At 68.1% G+C, this 19,860-nt stretch carries 17 protein-coding genes; 10 read left to right on the forward strand and 7 right to left on the reverse strand.

Annotated elements, in window-relative coordinates; translation table 11 throughout:
- Nucleotides 1–169: 169 nt before the first annotated feature.
- A complete protein-coding gene (locus ULB03_RS11215; protein ID WP_322483193.1) occupies nt 170–436 on the reverse strand; it encodes a hypothetical protein in 267 nt (88 codons plus the stop codon).
- Nucleotides 437–765: 329 nt separating this feature from the next.
- Here ULB03_RS11215 and ULB03_RS11220 point away from each other — a divergent pair, with 329 nt between their 5' ends.
- The 4 genes from ULB03_RS11220 (at nt 766) to ULB03_RS11235 (ending at nt 4,743) form a co-directional block, all read left to right on the forward strand.
- On the forward strand, nt 766–1,482 hold the full coding sequence (locus tag ULB03_RS11220; protein WP_322483194.1) for a response regulator: 717 nt from the start codon (nt 766–768) through the stop codon (nt 1,480–1,482).
- Nucleotides 1,479–2,798, forward strand: coding sequence for an ATP-binding protein (locus tag ULB03_RS11225; RefSeq protein ID WP_322483195.1), 1,320 nt, complete (start codon nt 1,479–1,481; stop codon nt 2,796–2,798). Before ULB03_RS11220 ends, ULB03_RS11225 begins: the two co-directional genes overlap by 4 nt.
- A 164-nt stretch (nt 2,799–2,962) precedes the next feature.
- Nucleotides 2,963–4,141 (forward strand): M20 aminoacylase family protein, encoded by a 1,179-nt coding sequence (locus tag ULB03_RS11230; protein ID WP_322483196.1) that lies wholly within the window; start codon nt 2,963–2,965, stop codon nt 4,139–4,141.
- A 134-nt stretch (nt 4,142–4,275) separates the two neighbouring features.
- Nucleotides 4,276–4,743: a hypothetical protein gene (locus ULB03_RS11235; protein WP_322483197.1), complete on the forward strand. Its 468-nt coding sequence runs from the start codon at nt 4,276–4,278 to the stop codon at nt 4,741–4,743.
- A 113-nt stretch (nt 4,744–4,856) separates the two neighbouring features.
- On the opposite strand, the gene ULB03_RS11240 is transcribed toward ULB03_RS11235, so the two are convergent.
- Nucleotides 4,857–6,833 carry a polysaccharide biosynthesis protein gene (locus ULB03_RS11240; RefSeq protein WP_416211123.1) on the reverse strand — a complete coding sequence of 659 codons (1,977 nt, stop codon included), beginning with the start codon at nt 6,831–6,833 and terminating at the stop codon, nt 4,857–4,859.
- 374 nt (nt 6,834–7,207) lie between these two features.
- Nucleotides 7,208–7,561, reverse strand: coding sequence for a hypothetical protein (locus ULB03_RS11245; RefSeq protein ID WP_322483199.1), 354 nt, complete (start codon nt 7,559–7,561; stop codon nt 7,208–7,210).
- Nucleotides 7,562–7,888: 327 nt separating this feature from the next.
- Between ULB03_RS11245 and ULB03_RS11250 the strand changes: the two genes are divergently transcribed.
- Nucleotides 7,889–8,692 (forward strand): BglII/BstYI family type II restriction endonuclease, encoded by an 804-nt coding sequence (locus ULB03_RS11250; RefSeq protein ID WP_322483200.1) that lies wholly within the window; start codon nt 7,889–7,891, stop codon nt 8,690–8,692.
- A gap of 12 nt (nt 8,693–8,704) precedes the next feature.
- On the opposite strand, the gene ULB03_RS11255 is transcribed toward ULB03_RS11250, so the two are convergent.
- Together ULB03_RS11255 and ULB03_RS11260 are read right to left on the reverse strand one after the other, a co-directional pair.
- A complete protein-coding gene (locus ULB03_RS11255; protein WP_322483201.1) occupies nt 8,705–9,988 on the reverse strand; it encodes an NAD(P)/FAD-dependent oxidoreductase in 1,284 nt (427 codons plus the stop codon).
- 1 nt (nt 9,989) lies between these two features.
- A complete protein-coding gene (locus ULB03_RS11260) occupies nt 9,990–10,733 on the reverse strand; it encodes a phosphatase PAP2 family protein (RefSeq protein WP_322483202.1) in 744 nt (247 codons plus the stop codon).
- A gap of 239 nt (nt 10,734–10,972) precedes the next feature.
- Between ULB03_RS11260 and ULB03_RS11265 the strand changes: the two genes are divergently transcribed.
- Complete coding sequence (locus ULB03_RS11265) at nt 10,973–12,313, forward strand: glutamine synthetase family protein (protein WP_322483203.1); 1,341 nt, start codon at nt 10,973–10,975, stop codon at nt 12,311–12,313.
- Nucleotides 12,314–12,331: 18 nt separating this feature from the next.
- Here ULB03_RS11265 and ULB03_RS11270 read toward each other — a convergent pair whose 3' ends face one another.
- Together ULB03_RS11270 and ULB03_RS11275 are read right to left on the reverse strand one after the other, a co-directional pair.
- The gene (locus ULB03_RS11270) at nt 12,332–14,017 is read right to left on the reverse strand and encodes a methyl-accepting chemotaxis protein (protein ID WP_322483204.1); all 1,686 of its coding nucleotides are present in this window, start codon (nt 14,015–14,017) and stop codon (nt 12,332–12,334) included.
- A 131-nt stretch (nt 14,018–14,148) separates the two neighbouring features.
- A complete protein-coding gene (locus ULB03_RS11275) occupies nt 14,149–14,634 on the reverse strand; it encodes a GNAT family N-acetyltransferase (RefSeq protein WP_322483205.1) in 486 nt (161 codons plus the stop codon).
- Nucleotides 14,635–14,927: 293 nt separating this feature from the next.
- On the opposite strand from ULB03_RS11275, the gene ULB03_RS11280 reads away from it, so the two are divergent.
- The 4 genes from ULB03_RS11280 (at nt 14,928) to ULB03_RS11295 (ending at nt 19,673) form a co-directional block, all read left to right on the forward strand.
- On the forward strand, nt 14,928–15,209 hold the full coding sequence (locus ULB03_RS11280; protein ID WP_322483206.1) for a hypothetical protein: 282 nt from the start codon (nt 14,928–14,930) through the stop codon (nt 15,207–15,209).
- Nucleotides 15,210–15,221: 12 nt separating this feature from the next.
- Complete coding sequence (locus ULB03_RS11285) at nt 15,222–16,409, forward strand: glutathionylspermidine synthase family protein (protein ID WP_322483207.1); 1,188 nt, start codon at nt 15,222–15,224, stop codon at nt 16,407–16,409.
- A 168-nt stretch (nt 16,410–16,577) separates the two neighbouring features.
- Nucleotides 16,578–18,401, forward strand: a complete 1,824-nt coding sequence (locus ULB03_RS11290; protein WP_322483208.1) for a monovalent cation:proton antiporter-2 (CPA2) family protein — start codon at nt 16,578–16,580, stop codon at nt 18,399–18,401.
- A gap of 189 nt (nt 18,402–18,590) precedes the next feature.
- A complete protein-coding gene (locus ULB03_RS11295; protein WP_322483209.1) occupies nt 18,591–19,673 on the forward strand; it encodes a polyamine ABC transporter substrate-binding protein in 1,083 nt (360 codons plus the stop codon).
- The last annotated feature ends 187 nt before the right edge of the window (nt 19,674–19,860 follow it).

Below are 19,860 nucleotides of genomic sequence, written 5' to 3' on the forward strand. Positions count from 1 at the left end.
CGGACGGTGCTTACGGGTCACCGTCCGCCGGGTGCGATCAGGGATGGCCACACGACCATCTGGCCATCCCGTTTCGAACCGGCATTGGGGAAGGGGCGCCACCGCCGCCGGTCTCGCATCGGTGCGGATTGCGCCAGGCGGCGCATCCGCGAACGCTGTTCATTCGGGCTTAGCGATCCATGACCTTGCCGCTGGCGGCATCGACGCGGAACGAGGTCACGGGGATGCCTTCGGCGGTGGCGACGGACACGGCGTAGTACGTGTCCTTGCGGGTGGCGTTGCCGACCCGCAGGTTGGCCTTGTCGTGGGCCTGCAGGTAGGACTGGACGGCCTTGCGGGCGTCGGAGCTGCTGACCGTGGCGTCGTCGGCGAAGGCCGGGGCCGCGGCACCCATCATCAGGGCGGTGGCGGTCAGGAAGGCGGCGAAGCGGTTCATGGTGGTTCTCCTCAAGGACGGTTTGGCGTGTGGGACGGGGTCTGCGTTGGGTGAAGATCAGCCCGCGCTTGGGCTCCCCAGCCCCAGGCTTCCTGTTGTTCGTTGACGGTCCCATCCCACCATGGGCCTGTTTCGCCGTGATTTCCGGCGGTGCCGCCGAATGAAACAGTGCGTAACCGCCCTTGCGGGCATTTACAGTGTCGTTACAACATCACCATCGGTCGCGACGGGGATTGCCGGTACAGTTGTCCATGCTTGGACAGGCCCCCCGGCGTCGCCGCGATTGCCATCGCCGGGGGCGGGTCCAGGGCCCGCATATGGGACGAGAGATGTCTGAGAACATTCATTTGCTGGTGGTCGACGACGACCGGGAAATCCGCGATCTGCTGACCCGTTACCTGACCCGCCACGGCTATCGCGTCACCGCCGCCCGCGACGGGCAGGAGATGCGCAAGTTCCTGGCCGACCGGAACATCGACCTGATCGTCCTGGACCTGATGCTGCCGGGCGAGGATGGGCTGGCCCTGTGCCGCGCCATCCGCGCCGAATCCGGCCCGCCGGTGGTCATGCTGTCCGCGATGGGGGAGGATGCCGACCGCATCCTGGGCCTGGAGATCGGTGCCGACGATTACCTGCCCAAGCCCTTCAATCCCCGCGAACTGGTGGCGCGCATCAAGGCCGTGCTGCGCCGGTCCCAAGGGGCGGCACCCGGCGGCGGTCCGGCCGCGGGGGCGTTCAGCTTCGCCGGCTACATGCTGGACCCGGCCCAGCGGCGTCTCAGCGCAGCCTCGGGGGAGGAGATCGCGCTGACCGCCGGTGAATATGAACTGCTGCTGGCCCTGGTGCAGAGGCCGCGCCGGGTGCTGTCGCGCGACGACCTGCTGGAAATCACGCGGGGCCGGGCCGCCGGACCTTTCGACCGGTCCATCGATGTGCAGATCAGCCGCCTGCGCCGCAAGATCGAAACCGATCCGGCCGATCCCGCCATCATCAAGACGGTGCGATCGGGCGGCTATATCTTCTCCGCCGAGGTGGGCACGCCATGAGGGCCCTGACCGACCGCATGTCGTATTCCATCTTCGCCGTGCTGGTCGGCGGCATCCTGTTGAGCCAGGCCATCGCCCTGGGCCTGTACCGGACGGACAGGGCGGAGGCGGTGGCCGCCGCCCAGAGCGGGCAATTGGCCGGATGCTTGGCCAGCATCGCCGGCGTGGTGGACCACCAGCCGGCGGACATCCGCGACAAGATGCTGGCCGGCCTGCGCGACGGCAATTTCAAGGTCAACGTCGGCGGCACCACGCAGGAGGTGTCGCTGGACGTCTATGAGAAGCCCAACGTCAGCTCCCCGGGCCCCCATCATACCGACATGATCGCCCTGCCGCCCTTCGGCACCATCACCACCCCCCCGCCGGAGCCGAAATACGTCATGGCCAGCCACCAGTTGGCCGACGGCAGCTGGCTGAACGTTCACATTCCGATGGCAGGGGCCGACGCCCTGTCGGAACCGGGTTTCCTGGCCTCCCTGGCCGGCAGCGCCGCCGTGGCCATTCTGCTGTCCGCCTGGGTGCTGGGCTTCACCACGCGGCCGCTGCGCCGCTTCGCCGCCGCGGCTGACCGGCTGGGCGTGGACATGAACGCCCCGTCCCTGGACGAAACCGGCCCGCGCGAGGTGCGGCTGGCCGCCGCGGCCTTCAACAAGATGCAACGCCGCCTGCGCGCCTTCGTGGAGGATCGCACGCGTATGCTGGCCGCCGTGTCGCATGACCTGCGCACGCCGCTGACCCGCATGCGCCTGCGGGCGGAGTTCGTGGACGATGATGGCGTGCGGGAGAAGATGCTGGAAGACCTGGGCGAGATGGAGTCGATGATCGGCGCCACCCTGGCCTTCGCCCGCGATGAAGCGGCGCAGGAGACGCTGGAGCCCCTGGACCTCAATCTGCTGCTGGCCCGCGCGGCGGAGGACTACCGCGACGCGGGCAAGCCCGTCGGCTTCAGCCCCGCGCCCGGGCCGGTGCGGGTGGTCGGCCGCCGCACCGCCCTGAAACGCGCCTTCACCAATGTGGTGGAGAACGCCCTCAAGTACGGCGTCAGCGCGGACGTGGCCGTGGCCGTGCAAGGGGAAACGGTGGCGGTTTTCGTCACCGATGAGGGGCCGGGAATTCCGGAGGAGGAGTGGGATAACGTCTTCCGCCCCTTCTACCGGCTGGAGGCGTCGCGCTCCCGCGACACCGGCGGCACCGGCCTGGGCCTTTCGGTCGCCAATGACGTGGTGCGGGCCCATGGCGGCGAAATCCGGCTTGAGAACAGGGAGGAAGGCGGGCTTCGGGTGATCCTGCACCTGCCGCTGGAAACTGCGTCGTAAGGCCCCGCCCAGCCTGCCCGGTGGGGAACCCCCTGGCGGGGACCCCCGTGCCGTGGCTATGATACGTTAATCAAGCCCGCGCGATCGACACCGCCCTGGTCTGGGGCGGTGTCGGCGCGTTTTCGTCCTTCGCTTCGCCTCGCGTGCGTCCCGGGAACCCGGTCATGGCCATTCAGAACCGCATCGCCGACTTCCATGCCGATATGACGGCCTGGCGGCACCACATCCACGAACATCCCGAAGTCGCGTTCGAAGAGACGCGGACCGCCGCTTTCGTGGCGGAGAAACTGACCGGCTTCGGGATCGAGGTTCACCAGGGCCTGGCCGGCACCGGCGTGGTGGGCGTGCTGAAGGGGGAGGGGCGCGACACCGGCAAGACCATCGGCCTGCGCGCCGACATGGACGCCCTGCCCATGCAGGAGGAGAACACCTTCGCCCACGCCTCCAAGGTGGCGGGCAAGATGCACGCCTGCGGCCATGACGGGCACACCACCATGCTGCTGGGGGCCGCGCGCTACCTGGCGGAAACCCGCAATTTCTCCGGCACCGTGAACTTCATCTTCCAGCCGGCGGAGGAGGGGGCCGGCGGCGGCAAGCGCATGGTGGAGGAGGGGCTGTTCGACCGCTTCCCCTGCGACCTGGTCTTCGGCATGCACAATTGGCCGGAACTGCCGCCGGGCAAGATGGGCGTGCGCCCGGGGCCGGTTATGGCCGGCGCCGACCGCTTCGAGATCACCATCCAGGGGCGCGGCGGCCATGCCGCCCAGCCGCACCTGGGCGTGGACCCCGTGGTGGTGGCGGCCCAACTGGTGGTGGCGGCGCAGACTTTGGTCAGCCGCACCATCTCCCCCGTCGAGTGCGGCGTGGTCAGCATCACCCGCATCCATGCCGGTACCGCCTACAACATCATTCCCAACGAGGTGAAGCTGGCCGGCACCGTGCGCGCCCTGACGCCTGAGATACGGCAGCAGTTGGAGGATGGCTTGCGCAACCTGGTGACCACTCTGCCGCCCGTCTTCGGCGCCACCGGTGAGCTGGTCTATCACCTGGGGTATCCACCGACCATCAACCATGCCGAGCCTTCGGCCATCGCGGCGGCCGTGGCGGCCAAGGTGGCGGGGCCGGAGAATGTGCTGAGCGACATGGGGCCCAGCATGGGGGCGGAGGACTTCGCCTACATGCTGAACGCCCGCCCCGGTTCCTATGTCTGGCTGGGCCAGGGCGGCAGCGCGCTGGGCTGCGCCCTGCACAATCCCCGTTACGACTTCAACGACGATGTTCTGCCGATGGGTGCCAGTTACTGGGCGACCCTGGTGGAAACCGTCCTGCCCCGGGTGGCATGATCCGCCCCCGGTTCATCCGCCGGGAGGGTTCCCGGAGCCAAACCTGCGCCCGATGCGACAGCCGGGCGGGGGTGACGCATCGTCATGGGCGGGCGCCTCTGCGCCGCCTTGCGGCCTTGGGGCTTGCCGTTGGGATGGGGATGGTCCTGAGCGGCTGCTCCAGCAGCATGGCCTGGTTGGGCGGGGAACCGCCGCCCAACGACAACCCCCTGCCAGCGGCCGTCTCACCCAGCCTGGTTGGCCGGGGGGAATGGCACGGCACCCTCAGCCGGGCGCAGAGCACGACCTATCTGGTGGCGCGCAACCAGGCTGAATGGCAGTCGCTGTGGGATCTGGTGGGGATGCGCGCACCCGGCACCCTTCCGGACCGCCTGATGGCCCTGGGGGTATTCGTCGGGTCCCGCAATTCTTCCGGGGCCGGGGTCGAGGTGGTCAACACCCGGGTGGAACACCGCGACGGCATGCGCGACCGGCTGGTGGTGGAGTATCACGAGTTCGACCAGTCCTCCCGCAACAGCGCCACCGGCAGCCTGACCAGCCCCTATGCCATCGTCCTGGTGGACTGGTCCGACGCGCCCGTGCGCTTCGCCCGAGTGCCGTAAGCAGCCGCGCGGGTTCCCGGCTCGCCCGCTCCAGCGGATGCGGCGCAAAGTAAAAGGCCCGGAACGGGATGTTCCGGGCCTTCGTCTTTCAGGCCTTCGTCTTTCAGGGCGTATCACGCCTGGTTAGGCAGCACGGTTTCCGAGGGCAGGGGAACCGGCTCCAGCTGGCTGTAGTCCGGAACGATATGGTGCAGCAAGGCCTGCAGGCGGACGGCGTCGGCGGTGGCGCAGGCGGCGTCCAGCTCGTCCAGCGAGCGGCGCAGGATGGCCAAGTCCACCGCACGCGGGGAAGCCACCAGCACGCCCTCGGCGGAGGTCTGCTCCGGCGGCTCGGCGGCGGCGAACATTTCCTCGTACAGCTTTTCGCCGGGACGCAGGCCGGTGAAGGTGATCTTGATGTCCTTGTCCGGACGCAGGCCGGCCAAGCGGATCATCTGGCGCGCCAGGTCCACGATCTTCACCGGCTGGCCCATGTCCAGCACGAAGATGCGGCCCCGGTCATCCCGGCCGGCGTTCATGCCGTAAGCGGAGGCCTGCAGCACCAGTTCCACCGCTTCGCGCACCGTCATGAAATACCGGCACACTTCCGGATGGGTCACGGTCAGCGGTCCGCCGGCGCGCAGCTGGCGGCTGAACAGCGGCACCACCGATCCGGTGGAGCCCAGCACGTTGCCGAAGCGCACGGTCATGAACCGGGTTTGCCAGCCCTTGCCCGCGCCGCTGGACGCGACGATGTCCAGGGCCTGGCAGTAGCACTCCGCGATGCGCTTCGTGGCGCCCATCACGTTGGTGGAGCGCACGGCCTTGTCGGTGGAGATCAGCACCATGGCGGCGGCCCCGGCGGCGATGGCCGCGTCGGCCACGTTGCGGGTGCCCATCACGTTGGTCAGCACGCCTTCAACCGGGTTCAGCTCCACCATCGGCACATGCTTCAGCGCGGCGGCGTGGAACACCAGTTCCGGCTTCTCCTCATGGAACACTTCCAGGATGCGGCTGCGGTCGCGCACATTGCCCAGCACGGCGCGGCAGTCCAGATCCGGGCAATTCTCCCGCATCTCCATCTCGATGGAGTAGAGGTTGAACTCGCTGTGATCCAGCAGGATCAGCCGGCGGGGCTTCAACTGGGCGATCTGGCGCGTCAGTTCCGAGCCGATGGTGCCACCGGCCCCCGTGACCAGCACGGTGCGGCCGGCCACCAGGCCGTCGATGGCGCCCTTGTCCAGCGCCACCTGCGGGCGGCCCAGCAGATCCTCGATGACGATGGGGCGCACGGTCATGGGCCCATCGTTCACGGCGTCACGGAAATCGGTCAGGTCGGGCAGGCGGGCCAGCACCAGGTTCAGCGCCTCGCACTTCTCCACCAGCGCGCCCAGGCGGGTGCCCGACAGGCGGGCGCGGGGACGGGTCAGGATCAGGCGGCGCGGGCACTGGCCGCCAGCGGCGAGGTCACCCACGACGGACGACAGCTCGGCCAGCCGGCCCAGCACCTTCACGCCATGGATTTCACGGCCGATGCGCCCGCCCTTGTCATCCAGGATGCCGACGACGCGATAGGCCGCGTCCCGGTCGGTGGCCATGGCGCGGATGAAAATCTCCGCCTCGTCACCGGCGCCGACCAGCAGCACCGGGATGCGGTCGCGGGCGTTGCTCTCAAGGATACCGGCCAGACGACGGTCCTTGGCCAAGCGGTAGAGCAGGCGCGGGCCCCCGAGCAGGACGACCAGCACGAACCAGTTGATGAGCGGGACGGAGCGCGGGAGGTCATCCAGACGCGTCACCAGGAACATCAGCAACAGGAACACGAGGATGCTGGTGGTGACGGCCCGGGCAATGGCCATGAGGTCGCGCAACGAAGCGTAGCGCCAGACCCCTGAATTCATGCCGAACAGTCGATAGGCCGCTGCGGCAATGACCGTGAACAGAATGACGCCCGGAACCAGTGCTTGGGTATAATGGACAATCCCATCCCCAACCCGCAGGTACAGCGAAACAATAAACGAAACCCCGGCAACCAAAATGTCATGAAAGTACGCAAGGAAGCGACGATCCAAAATAAGCGACGGCCCGAGGGTTTCTTTTAATTTGCGCATGGCTCCAGCCTGCGGTTGATTGTTTATGGGCGATTAACAGTAAGGGGCACGCCCCTGAAATCGCTAACCATGGAGTATATTTCTAAACGTCTGGCACGATCCTGACACCATCCGATATTCTGCTGCAAGTGCGAAAAAGGATTGGCCGGGCATAGACCTACTCCATTAGGCAGCCAATTCTTCACAGCGCGGGTGGGGCGGAACGGCACCTATATGGGCCGGCCCCCTCCCTTTTGCCGACGAGAGATGCAAGAACTTAAGGGGCAAAGTTGGCAAAATAATGAATTCATTAGGAATCTAAAGTGGCCAGGGGCGGGGAAAATAGGTCTTTCCGATTAGAAGGGAAGCGATAATCACAAGGGGCAGCCGCGCCATCATGAGCGTAGCCACGCAAAAAGCCCCTTGCTCCTCGGCTTTGCCGGCAGGGCTGCCTTTCCGCCAGCCCGCCGGGGGGCGGCCGCGGCCGTGGCGGTCTTGATGCCGGCATAGTCACGCTTGAACCGCTCCAGATCTTCCCGCAGGCCGAAACGAAAGGAGACATGCAAGACTTGGGACCGGCGGTTCAGGCCAGGATCCAGTTTTTCTTCCATGCCCAGGAACTCCACGGCCCAGCGTCCGCGAATATTGGCACGGATCCAATCCTCGGCCTTGTCCATGTCGCCGGCGGATTTCAATTGCAGTGTTGTCGTGAAATCCTGCTGTCCGGTCACGGTCGCCTCTTGGATCATTTCCTGTTCAACGGATCGGCGCGATCACAGTCGGGTCGTTTCGGCCGAATTTTGCAGCGCTGTCCGCGGCTGCCGAGTCGGCGGCGCACAGCCCCCACGGCCCGGACCTTAGTCGACCAGCCCGTCGGTCGACTACGCATCTCCCGGACAGCCGGCCGCCCTAAGCGGTATGATCAAAGGTGATAAATGCCTACAGGCGTACCCGCCGCGTCGATCGGCAGCGGCCTTTGGGCGCGGCGTCGCCACGGGTGTTCGATCCGGTATCGACAGGGGCCCGGGATCGGGTAGGGTCGCGCCCTCGATATCGCCAGCGGACGTTTCTTCCCAATGTTTCCGACCTTGCTAGAGCGCGGCTTCCAGGTGGAGTTCCTTTCCCACGCGCGGGCCATCCTGGGTGTCGATTTCCCCGACGCCATGGCCGAGCTGGACGCCGTCATCGGCGCGCTCTCCATCCCCGTCACCGAAATCGTGGGCTCTGGCGGTGGCGAGGCCAAGATCACCCAACGCCTAAGGCGGTCATTGGCTGAGCACGGCTGGGAAAAGGCGCACTTCACCATCGAGAAGCGGGTGAACGGCAAGCGCCGTGAATCCATCAGCCATGAGGTCGATCATGTGCGGGACGTTCCCGGCGTGGGCGTCATCGCGCTGGAGATCGAATGGAACAACAAGGACCCGTTCTTCGACCGCGACCTGGAGAACTTCAAGCGCCTGCATGCGGAGGGCGTCATTTCCGTCGGCGTCATCGTCACGCGCGGGCGCAGCCTGCAGGATGAGATGGTGCCCCTGGTGCGGCGCTTCGCCCAAAGCCGCGGCCTGACCTGTGACGCCGACGTGCTGGCCCTGGGCCTGCGGCCGACCACCCGCCAGCAGGACGACGTGGCCCGCCGCATGGCCGGCGGCGCGCCGTCCTTCGCCGAGGCCTGGGCCGCGTCCTTCTGCCAGGACAAGTACGGCGCCGCCACCACCCATTGGCGCAAGCTGGAGGACCGGGTGCATCGGGGCGTGGGCAACCCGTGCCCCCTGCTGCTGATCGGCATTCCGGCCAGCGTCGTCACCTTCGACGTGCCCCTGTCGGAAATGCCCAAGGCCCCGGTGCAGGAGCCGGTCGAGGCGGAACTGCCCTTTTTTTAAAGAGCGACAGTCTCAAACCATATCCCGCAGGCGATACCATAGACTGGCCAGCCGCAGCAGGGGCACGCGCCACGGCGGCCCCACGAAGGTCCGCTGCGGCAGCCGGGCGAAGACGTCATAGCGCTCGGCCTGGCCCATGATGGCCTCCGCCAGCACGCGGCCGCAGATGCCGGTCAGCGCCACGCCATGGCCGCTGTAGCCATGGGCGAAATAGGCGGTGGGTGACAGGCGGCCCAACTGGGGCAGGCGGCTGACCGTCATGCCCACGCTGCCATGCCAGAAATGGTCGATGCCCACCCCGGCCAATTGGGGAAAGCACTGTCGCAGGGCCCGTGCCAGCTTGGCTTGGGCGTCCGCCGTCGCGCGGTTGGCGAAATTGACGCCGCCGCCGAACAGCAGGCGATGGTCGGCGCTGCGGCGGAAATAGTGCAGCCCGACATGGGTGTCCGACACGGCGTGGTCGCCGGGCAGCAGGGCGGCCGCCCGTTCAGCCCCCAGGGGTTCCGTCGCCAGCATGTAGGTGACGATGGGCACCAGGGTGCGGGTCAAGGCCGGCGCCAAGGCGCCCAGATAGGCGTTGCCGGCCAGTGCCAGGAAGCGCGCCCGCACCCGGCCGCGCGGAGTGGTCAGCACAGGGGCGGCATCGGTGGTGATCGCCAGGGCGGGCGTGTTCTCATAGATCCGCGCGCCGGCCGCGCGCGCGGCGCGGGCCAGGCCCTGGGCGTAGGCCAGGGGGTGCAGATGGCCGCTGCCGCTGTCCTCAAGCCCGCTGTCATAGCGGGGGCTGGCCACCAGGGCGCGCAGGTCGTCACCCTCCACCAGGCGCAGGCGGCCATAGCCCACGTCCTGCGCGTCGCGCAGCTGCGCCAACAATCCGGCGCGATGGCGGGAGCGGGCGGCGGCGTTGATGTAGCCCCAGCGCAGGTCGCAGGCGATGGCGTGGCGCTCCACCCGCTGGACCAGCAGGGTCTTGGCCTCTTCCGCCAGATCCCAAAGGCGGCGCGCGTCCTCGGCGCCGCTGAGCCGGGCCACGGCGCTGATGGATTTGTTGTAGCCGCTGATGAGCTGTCCGCCGTTGCGGCCCGATGCCCCCCAGCCCACCCGTTCCGCCTCGACCACCGCCACGTCATAGCCGCGCTCCGCCAGGGTCAGCGCGGCGGAGAGGCCGGTGTAGCCGGCCCCGATGACACAGACGTCGCAGGCGGTGTCGCCGTCCAGCGCCGGCGCGGCGGGCCCCGGCGGGGAGGAGTGGACGTACCAGCTGTCGGGCCAGCTATCGGTTGGGGAAGGCATCATGTCAGCCGGGCAGCCAGCGGCACCACAGCCCCAGGGTGGTCCGGCGTCCGTAAAGGACGGCGTGCAGCAGCGCGCTGGTCAGCACCGCCAGCAGGCCGGCATACAGCACGTCGCTGAAGAAATGGCCGCCCATGCCGATGCGCAGCAGGCCGACGCCGGCCCCGACGCCCAAGCCGCCATAGAGCCACAGGCGCTGCCGCCGCCGGGCGGTGTAGGCGAAGCTGTGCAGGAAGAAGGCCAGCACCGCGTCCCCCGACACGAAGGAGCAGTTGCGCCCGCAATTGGCCTTGGGCGCCGGCAGCACCGGCGGGGTGTAGGGGGCCGCCCCGCCGAACTCCTCCACCTGGACGGGACGGGCGCGGTGCCAATGGTCCTTCAGCACCGCGTTGCCGATGAGCCCCGGCCCGATGGCCAGCGACAGCAGCAGGAAGCCCCAGGCGCGCACGTCGGCGCCCAGGAGTGTGGCGCGCCGGGGGGAGCGGCCCTGGGGCGATCGGCTGTGCCAGGCCGTCCAGGCGGTGCCCAGCACCAGGACGCCGGCCAGGACGCGGGCGCCAACCTGCACCGCCTCATGCAGCACGTTGGCGACCGGGTCCGTCCGCCAGGCGAAGCCGCCTTCCGGCGTCCAGAACCAGCCGGCGATGGTCAGGTCCGGCAGGGGGGAGATGGTCGCGTACGCCAGGAGCGCGGCCAGCAGGGCGAGCGCCAGGAAGCTGAGCGCCCGGAGGCCGGAAAAACGGATCATGGCGACGGGAGGTCCGGTTCGTTGAGGGGGCGTTGCCCTTGGCACATATCACCGGCGCGGGGGCGATGTCACCCCGGCATAGGCCGCAAGCGCTAGGGATGCGGCCCGCTTTGGCCGCTGCCGCGCCGCATTCCCGCCCCGATATCATGGGACCGTCCCCGCCGATTCCGTCCGGCCCGGGCCCGGTCCACCCCTCGTGGTTCCTCCCTGGCCGGCCCCATCATCGAGGTGCATGACCCATGGCTGTCCTGGAAGAATTCATCCGCGGCAATCGCATCACCGAAGTGGAATGCCTGGTCCCCGACCTGTCCGGCATCGCCCGGGGCAAGATCGTCCCGGCGGAGAAGTTCCTGCGCATCCTGCGCGACCGGGGCCTGCGCCTGCCCGAAAGCGTGTTCATCCAGACCGTGACGGGCGACACCCCGCCCAACAGCGTCACCAACCCGGAAAACTCCGACGTCTACATGCTGCCCGACCCGGGCAGCGTGCGTCTGGTCCCCTGGTACGAGGCGCCCACCGCCGCCGTCATCTGCGACTGCGTCTATGCCGATGGCGGCAGCGTGGACATCAGCCCGCGCTGGGTGCTGAAGCGCGTGCTGGAGCTTTATGCGGAACGGGGCTGGAAGCCCTTGGTGGCGCCGGAGCTGGAGTTCTTCCTGGTGGCGGTCAACAAGGACCCCGACTATCCGCTGATCCCGCCCGTCGGCCGCTCGGGCCGGCAGGAAAGCGGGCGCCAGGCCTTCGGCATCGACGCGGTCAACGAGTTCGACCCCATCTTCGAAGCGGTCTACGACTACTGCGAGAAGCAGGACATCGACGTCGACACCATGAGCCATGAGGCCGGCGCCGCCCAGATCGAGATCAACTTCAACCATGGCGACGCGCTGAGCCTGGCGGACCAGGTCTTCCTGTTCAAGCGCACGGTGCGGGAGGCCGCCATCCGCCACGGCATCTATGCCACCTTCATGGCCAAGCCCATGCAGAACGAACCGGGCAGCGCCATGCACATCCACCAGTCGCTGGTCGACGCCCAAACCGGGCGCAACCTGTTCGGCCGGCCCGATGGCGCCGACACGCCGCTGTTCATGAGCCACATCGCCGGCCTGCAGAAATACCTGCCCAGCGCCATGCCCCTGCTGGCGCCCAATGTGAACAGCTATCGCCGCCTGGTGCAGGGGTCGGACGCGCCCATCAACGTGCATTGGGGCCGGGACAACCGCACCACCGGCTTCCGCGTGCCACTGAGCCCGCCGGAGGCGCGGCGGGTGGAGAACCGCGTGGCCGGCGCCGACGCCAATCCCTATCTGGCCATCGCCGCCAGCCTGGCCTGCGGCTATCTGGGCATGGTGCAGGAACTGGAACCGACGGAGCCGGTAAAGGGCACGGCCCACCGCCTGGCCTTCACCTTGCCCCGCCACCAGGGCGACGCCCTGGCCAAGCTGAACGCCAGCCGCCCCTTGCGCGAGCTGTTCGGCGAACGCTTCGTTGCCTGCGTCACCGCCGTGAAGCAGGCTGAGGACGCCGCCTACCAGCAGGTGATCTCCAGCTGGGAGCGGGAGAACCTGCTGCTGAACGTGTGACGGCGTAGTTGGAGGGCCTCAGCGAATGTTGGCCAGGAAGGCGTGCACCTGGCCGCGCAGCCGCTCCGCCTCCGTTGACAACTCACCGGCAGCGTGGCGCACGGTGTGGGCGACCTCGCCGGTTTCGCTGACCGCCCGGCGGGCGGCGGCGACGTTGCCGGAAACCTGCTGCGTGCCGGTCGCGGCCTGCTGGACGTTACCGGCGATTTCCGCCGTGGCGGCGCCCTGTTCCTCCACCGCCGCCGCGACGGCGGCCGTGATCTCGTTCATGCGGTTCACGGTCTGGCCGATGCCGGCGATGGCGTCCACCGCCGTATCGGTCATGCCCTGGATTTCCGCGACCTTGGCCTGGATTTCCTCCGTCGCCTTGGCGGTCTGGGTCGCCAGGTTCTTCACCTCGCTGGCGACGACGGCGAAGCCCTTGCCGGCCTCGCCCGCCCGGGCGGCCTCGATGGTGGCGTTCAGGGCCAGCAGGTTGGTCTGGCCCGCGATGCCGGTGATCAGCGCCACGATGTCGCCCACCCGCGCGGCGGAGGCCGCCAGGTCGCTCATGGCGGTGCTGGTGCGGCCCACTTCCTCCACCGCGTCGGCGGCGATGGCCGACGATTGGCTGATCTGGCGCGCGATCTCGCTGATGGAGGCGCTCAACTGATCCGTGGCGGCGGCCACCGTGGCGACGTTGGCGCTGGTCTGCTCCGCGGCGGCGGCGGCCGACGTCGTCTGGCTTTCGGCCTGGGCGGCGGCCGTGGCCGCGGCGGTGGCGCCCGTGGCCATCTCCGTCGTGGCGGTGGCGATGCCGTTGACCACCTGCATCACGCTGCCTTCGAAGTCCTGGGCCAGGCGGGACAGCGCGGCCTTGCGCTCCCGCTCCGCCTCTTCCTTCATGCCTTCCTGCCGCTGGCGCAGGTGCACGGCGTCGGCGGAACGGTCGCGCAGCACCAGGATGGCCTGGGCCAGCGTCCCGATCTCATCCTTCAGGTCCACGGCCGGGACGGGGGTGGCCAGATCGCCATCGGCCATGCGGTTGGTGGCGTTGGCCAGACGGAACAACGGCCCGGTGATGCTGCGGCTCAGCCACAGCGCCAGGCCCAGGGTCAGCAGCGCCAGTGTCGCCACCAGGCCTGCCGTACGCTCCGTGCTGCTCCGGGCCGCCGCCTCCACATCGTCCAGGTAGATGCCCGACGACACCACCCACTGCCAGCGGGCCGTGCCCTTGGAGTAAGTCACCTTGCGGGCCGGCGGCGCGCCCACCTTGGGTGGCCAGACATAATAATTGAAGCCGCCGCCGGCCTTGGCGCGATCCAGCATTTCCTGGGCGTAATGGACGCCGTTGGCGTCGGTGGCGTCCAGGTTGCGCTTGCCCTCCGTCGCGGGGCCCTGGCCGTTCGCCAGGGTCATGCCGGTCAGGTCATGGATGATGGCGTAGTGGTTGCCGTCATAGCGGAAGCCCCGTACCACGTCGATAGCCAGGGCCTGGGCCTTGTCCTCGGCGATTTCCCCGGCCTGGGCCTTCTTTTCCAGCACCTCGATCATGCTCACCACCCCCTCGGTGGCGATGCGGGCGCGGGCCTGGCGTTCCTCCAGGATGGTGCGATTGGAATTGATCACCATGTACCCGCCCAGGGCCGCCAGCGTGAAGAAGGCCAGGGCGGGGACGACCAGGATGCGGCCGCTGATGCCGCGCAGCGATTTCAGGAAAGGCATGAAGCAAACCACCAGCCGGTAAGGGGTGCGGCAGGATGCCGCGCCGTTCTCGCGGGCAGGCTATACCCTGACTTTCGGCTGAGCGTGATCTGCTATATCGGCATCGCCGTTATTACTTAAGATGGAACAATTTAAAGTAATTTGACCATATAGACGGCGTCCTCGCCATAGCTGGACACGTCAACGGACGTTTCTTGTATGGCCGCAAAACCTTTCCGCGACCAGAACGCCGTGGAATTGTTGACCGACAGCAGGCGCATTTCGGTGAAGCCAGCGCCGCGGGCGTGCTCGGTCAGTATCGCCACCGCTGCATCCGCATGGCCTTGGCCGCGGGCGGCGGCGTCGATGGCGACATCGTGGAGGTAATAGATGTCAGCGTCCGCCGGCAGTCCGCCCAGCATGTGGTTCAGCTTGGGCACCCGGCCCCGGGCGTACGGATGGCTGAGGACATAGCCGCCGATGCCGCCGTCGGCCCGCGCCAGGGTCAGGCATCCGGTGGGATAGGCCGCCAGCTTGTCGGCCATGACCTCGAACGCTTCGAAGAAGTCGACATGGATGGCGCAGGCCAGGGTGAAGACGGACGGCAGGTCGGCCACCGTCATGGGACGCCAGAACATGGGGAACGGCACCATGGGCAGAGAGGGATGGGCCGGATGTGCCGCCACCGGGGCCGGGCCGTCAAGGGCGCAGCGTTCCCTCCCGGGTCGCGGGCATAACCTGTGTCTCGCACAATTATGCATGGACAGACATGTTATGGCGCCATTGGTGCAAAGATGCGGGCCGGCGCACCCTTCATCGCGCGGGGTTGCCCCGGCCGACTGGTTTCGGGCCAACGGGGTTTCGAACAGACGTTTTGACGTGAGCCGGCTGATGGGGGCACCCCGGTGCCAACCCTTTGGGAACCAAATCCATGAAACGCAGTCACCACATCACGTTGGCGGCCCTGGCCGCCGCGACGACGCTGTCGTTGGGCGGGTGTGATTCAAAGCATGATCAGGATTGCAAGGCGAACCAGAACCAGCAGCAGGCCGACTGCCGCTCCGGCGGCGGTGGCGGCGGCCATGGCACAAGCTACCTCTCCAGCTCCAAGTCCGGCGGCGTTGAAACCGGCGGCTTCGGGGAAAGCGCCGCCGCCCATGGCGGGGGCGGCGAGGGCGGGGGTGGACATGGCGGCGGCGGGGGTGGCGAGTAAGGGAGACCCATCATGGACCGTGTTTCCTGCACGCCCCGCCCCGATTGGACCCGGCGCATCGAAGCCCAGGGCCTGACCTACCATTCGCTGGGCTTGCCGCCCGGCGGCGGGGAGGAGGGGCTGTGGTGGGACGAGAGCGCCGCCTATGCCTTCACCGCGGCGGAGATCGACCATCTGGAGGCGGCCACCAACACCCTGCACCAGCTATGCCTCGAGGCGGTGGCGGCCATCGTGGCGACGCCCGCCCTGATGGATCGCTTCGGCCTCAGCCCCGCCTACCGCGCCTATGTCATCGACAGTTGGCGGCGGGGTGATCCCTCGCTTTACGGCCGCTTCGACCTGGCCTTCAACCCGGAGCGGGAGGAAGTGGCCCAGCCCAAGATGCTGGAATACAACGCCGACACGCCCACCACCCTCATCGAATCGGCGGTGGTGCAGTGGTTCTGGCTGCGCGACGTGACGCCCGACGCCGACCAGTTCAACTCCATCCATGAGCGGTTGATCGCGCGCTGGCGGGAAATCGGCCGGCGCCAGCCGCCCGGCGCCCTGGTCCACCTGTCGTCCTACGCCGACTATGAGGAGGAGTTGCGGACGGTGGAGTATCTGGTGGACACGGCGCGCCAGGCCGGCCTGAACGCCACCCATCTGCCCATCACCCAGGTGGGTTGGGACAAGGGCAAGAGGCGCTTCGTCGATGAGCAGCGCCGGCCGCTGCGCCTGTGGTTCAAGCTCTACCCCTGGGAATGGCTGGCGGTGGAGCGCTTCGGCGCCCACCTGCCGACAGCCGGTATGACGGTGGGGGGGCTGACGGTGGTGGAGCCGCCGTGGAAGATGCTGCTGTCGCACAAGGCCATCCTGACCGTGCTCTGGGACCTGTTCCCCGGCCATCCCAACCTGCTGCCCGCCGGCTTCTCCGCCGCGGCCGTGGGGCCGGACTGGATCGCCAAGCCCATGCAGGCGCGCGAGGGCGCCAACATCCGGCTGGTCCGCGACGGGCGGGAGGTGGCGCACACATCCGGTGGCTACGGGCAGGGGCCGCTGGTCTACCAGCGCGCCGTGGACCTGGCTCGCGACGATGGCCGGCATGTCGTGCTGGGCGCCTGGGTGGTGGGGGATGAGGCCGCCGGCCTGTGCGTGCGCGAGGATGCGGGCCCGATCATCACCGGCGCCTCACGCTTCCTGCCGCATTATTTCCGCTAGGGCATTCCCGCTGAGACATTCCCGCTGGGGCATTTCCCCTGGACAGCCGCGGGTGGGGCAACGGTGCCCGCCTTGCCCCGCCCGCGGCATCCTTGTTAGGGTCCGCCTCGGTATGGGGGCCAGCCGTTCGGGGTGGCATCCCCTTGGTGATATCTGGGGGGAACCCGCGTGACCGACACGTCGTCCGGCGTCGACCTGGTGCAGATCGTGGCGGTGCTGGGCGCCGGCGTGGTGGCGGCGCCACTGTTCAAGCGACTGGGCTTCGGCTCCATCCTGGGCTATCTGGCGGCGGGCCTCGCCATCGGTCCCTTCGGCTTCGGCGTCCTGGCCGATCCGGCCGCGGTGCTGCACTTCGCCGAACTGGGCGTCGTCATGTTCCTGTTTCTGATCGGGCTGGAGATGCGGCCAGCCAAGCTGTGGACCTTGCGGCGCCAGATCTTCGGCCTGGGCGTGGCTCAGGCGGCCGTCTGCGGTGCCCTCATGACCATCGCCGGCGTGGTCGCGGGCTTCCCGCCCGCGGTGGCCTTCGTCGCCGCCATGGGTTTCGCCCAATCCTCCACCGCCGCCATCATCCAGACGCTGGAGGAGAAGGGGGAGATATCGACCCCCTTTGGCCAACGCGCCATGTCCATCCTGCTGCTGGAGGATTTGTCGGTGGTGCCCCTGCTGGCCGTCGTGGCGCTGCTGGCGCCGGAGGCCAGCCACGATTTGCGCGGCAGCTGGGTGGGCGTGGCGGCGGCGGCCGCCGCCCTGGCCGTGGTCGTCGTGGCCGGACGCTGGGTGTTGAACCCGCTGTTCGGCCTGCTGGCCGGGTCGCGGGTGCGGGAGGCGATGACAGCGGCGGCGCTGGCCGTGGTGCTGGGCACGGCGCTGCTCATGGAAAGCTCGGGCCTGTCCATGGCCATGGGCGCCTTCCTGGCGGGCGTGCTGCTGTCCGGGTCCGGCTTCCGCCACCAGCTTGAGGCGGATATCGAGCCTTTCCGTGGCCTGCTGCTGGGCCTGTTCTTCATGGCTGTGGGCATGTCGCTGGATCTGTCGGTGGTTGTCGCGGAATGGCGCCTGGTGCTGCTGGTGCTGGCGGGCTGTGTCATCACCAAGGCGGCGGCCATCTATGCCGTGGCGCGGGTGTCCGGCGCCGATGGCCGGGAATCGCTTCAGCGCACCACCCTGTTCGCGCAAGGGGGCGAGTTCGCTTTCGTGCTCTACGGCGCCGGTGCCGCCGTGGGGGTGCTGGACGGGCAGGTCAACGCCGTCATGACCGCCACCGTCATCCTGTCCATGGTGCTGACGCCCATGACCGTGCGCGTGGTGTGGAGCCTGCTGCCCGAACCGGCGCCGGATACGGAGGGCTTGGCGCGGCCCGACGGGCTCAACGGCGCGGTACTGGTCATCGGCTTCGGCCGTTTCGGCCAGGTGGTCAGCCAGACGCTGCTGGCGCGCGGCCTGGACGTCACCATCATCGACACGGATGTGGAGATGATCCAGGCGGCCGCCGGCTTCGGCTTCCAGATCTATTACGGCGACGGCACCAATCTGGACGTGCTCCACGCTTCGGGCGCCGGCCGGGCGCGGGCGGTGGCGGTGTGCGTGGACGGCAAGGACGCCGCCAACAAGATCGTGGACCTGGTGAAGTCCAGCTTTCCCCACGCCGGCCTGCTGGTGCGCGCCTACGACCGCCGGCACACCCTGCACCTGATCGCGGCCGGCGTGGATCTGCAGGTGCGCGAAACCCTGGAATCGGCGCTGGCCTTCGGCCAGGGCGCGCTGGAGTTCCTGGGCTTGTCGGAGGAGGAGGCGCACGAGACGGTGGAGGAGGTGCGCCGGCGCGACCAGGAGCGCGTGGCCCTGGAACAGGCCAGCGGCAAGCTGAGCGGCTTCAACCAGTTCCGGCCCAAGGAGCCCAAGCCCACCCCCCTGTTCCAGGCCGGCAAGGAGGCGCGGCCGCTCACGCCTGAAACGCGCGAGATCGCGGCGCGCGGCACGCCGACCTGATGCCGGGGGCGTGTCGAAAGGTGCTTGTGTTTTCCGGGGCTTGCCCAAAGGGGCGGGCGGCGCGTGGCATGTAGTACAAATGGGCGACAGGCCACCCCCTCCGCTTGACAGGGCCGGCGCCATGGGGTGCAAATGCCCCCCGACCTGGGGTCTTATGGCCCGGCCGATTTTCCAAGAACGGGGAAGTGGATGAAAAAGAAGCTGGTGCCGCTGCTGGCGGGATTGGTGGCGGTGGTCGCAGGCGCCGCCTGGGCGCAGAGCAAGACGGTTCATGTCTATAACTGGACCGACTATATCGGCGAGACCACGCTGGCCGACTTCACCAAGGCCACCGGCATCCAGACCAAGTATGATGTCTACACCGACCTGGAAACCCTGGAAGCGAAGCTGCTGACGGGCAATTCCGGCTATGACGTCATCGTCCCCACGGCCCAGCCCACCCTGCGCAAGTTCATCCAGGCGCAGGCGGTGCAGAAGCTGGACAAGTCCAAGATTCCCAACCTGAAGAATCTGGACCCCGTCCTGATGTCCCGCCTGGCGGAGGTGGACCCGGGCAACGAATACGCCGCCATCTACCAGTGGGGCACCGTCGGCATCGGTTACAACCCGGACAAGGTGAAGGCCGCCCTGGGCACGGCCACCATCGACAGCTGGAAGCAGGTGTTCGATCCGGAGAACGCCAAGAAGCTGGCCAGTTGCGGCATCGTCGTGCTGGACAGCCCGGCCGATATCCTGCCGTCCGTCCTGAATTACCTGGGCCTGCCGCCCAGCAGTGAGAAGTCGGACGACGTGAAGAAGGCGGGGGAGCTGATGTCCAGCATCCGCCCCTACATCAAGACCTTCGTGCCCTCCGTCATTGATCCGCTGGCCAGCGGCGACGCCTGTGTCGCCATCGGCTATTCCGGCGACGTCCTGCAGGCGCAGGCCCGCTCCGGCGGCAAGGTCAAGATCGACTACGCCATTCCCAAGGAAGGCGCCCAGCTGTGGTTCGACACCCTGGCCATTCCGGCGGGGGCGCCGAACGTGGCCGAGGCCTACGCCTACATCAACTACATGCTGGACCCCAAGGTGATGGCCGGCATCAGCAACGCCGTCTCCTACGCCAATGCCGTGCCGGCCTCGCTGCCCTTGCTGAAGCCGGAAATCAAAGACAACCCGCGCATCTATCCGCCGAAGGAGGTGATGGACAAGCTGTTCACCATCAAGCAACTGGCGCAGCGCGCGGAGCAGGAACGCAACCGCACCTGGACCCGCATCAAGACCGGCCGCTAAACGGGTTTTTCCGGCACCGGGAGAGGAGGGGCGCCGCCTGCGGGCTGGCGCCCCTTTTCATGCCGGCGCCCCGGCCGGCGGCCCCCTCATTTAGGGGCAAATTTGCAGTTGCGAAAAAACGCGCGGCCCCGGGTCGCGGCCCCCATAGTTCCTGTGGACAGCGGGGGCGCACCCTGGCATTCAGCAA

Origin of the sequence: Nitrospirillum goiasense (assembly GCF_034427435.1) — a bacterium.
Taxonomy (GTDB): domain Bacteria; phylum Pseudomonadota; class Alphaproteobacteria; order Azospirillales; family Azospirillaceae; genus Nitrospirillum.

Excerpts from the sequence above, each read along its gene's own strand:
- ULB03_RS11260 (WP_322483202.1), bottom strand. The coding sequence starts at position 10,733 with ATGATCCGTTTTTCCGGCCTCCGGGCGCTCAGCTTCCTGGCGCTCGCC.
- ULB03_RS11280 (WP_322483206.1), top strand. The coding sequence starts at position 14,928 with ATGAAACGCAGTCACCACATCACGTTGGCGGCCCTGGCCGCCGCGACG.
- ULB03_RS11295 (WP_322483209.1), top strand. The coding sequence starts at position 18,591 with ATGAAAAAGAAGCTGGTGCCGCTGCTGGCGGGATTGGTGGCGGTGGTC.
- ULB03_RS11245 (WP_322483199.1), bottom strand. The coding sequence starts at position 7,561 with ATGATCCAAGAGGCGACCGTGACCGGACAGCAGGATTTCACGACAACA.
- ULB03_RS11255 (WP_322483201.1), bottom strand. The coding sequence starts at position 9,988 with ATGATGCCTTCCCCAACCGATAGCTGGCCCGACAGCTGGTACGTCCAC.
- ULB03_RS11235 (WP_322483197.1), top strand. The coding sequence starts at position 4,276 with ATGGGGATGGTCCTGAGCGGCTGCTCCAGCAGCATGGCCTGGTTGGGC.
- ULB03_RS11285 (WP_322483207.1), top strand. The coding sequence starts at position 15,222 with ATGGACCGTGTTTCCTGCACGCCCCGCCCCGATTGGACCCGGCGCATC.
- ULB03_RS11250 (WP_322483200.1), top strand. The coding sequence starts at position 7,889 with ATGTTTCCGACCTTGCTAGAGCGCGGCTTCCAGGTGGAGTTCCTTTCC.
- ULB03_RS11215 (WP_322483193.1), bottom strand. The coding sequence starts at position 436 with ATGAACCGCTTCGCCGCCTTCCTGACCGCCACCGCCCTGATGATGGGT.
- ULB03_RS11270 (WP_322483204.1), bottom strand. The coding sequence starts at position 14,017 with ATGCCTTTCCTGAAATCGCTGCGCGGCATCAGCGGCCGCATCCTGGTC.
- ULB03_RS11275 (WP_322483205.1), bottom strand. The coding sequence starts at position 14,634 with ATGTTCTGGCGTCCCATGACGGTGGCCGACCTGCCGTCCGTCTTCACC.
- ULB03_RS11240 (WP_416211123.1), bottom strand. The coding sequence starts at position 6,833 with ATGCGCAAATTAAAAGAAACCCTCGGGCCGTCGCTTATTTTGGATCGT.
- ULB03_RS11230 (WP_322483196.1), top strand. The coding sequence starts at position 2,963 with ATGGCCATTCAGAACCGCATCGCCGACTTCCATGCCGATATGACGGCC.
- ULB03_RS11220 (WP_322483194.1), top strand. The coding sequence starts at position 766 with ATGTCTGAGAACATTCATTTGCTGGTGGTCGACGACGACCGGGAAATC.
- ULB03_RS11265 (WP_322483203.1), top strand. The coding sequence starts at position 10,973 with ATGGCTGTCCTGGAAGAATTCATCCGCGGCAATCGCATCACCGAAGTG.
- ULB03_RS11225 (WP_322483195.1), top strand. The coding sequence starts at position 1,479 with ATGAGGGCCCTGACCGACCGCATGTCGTATTCCATCTTCGCCGTGCTG.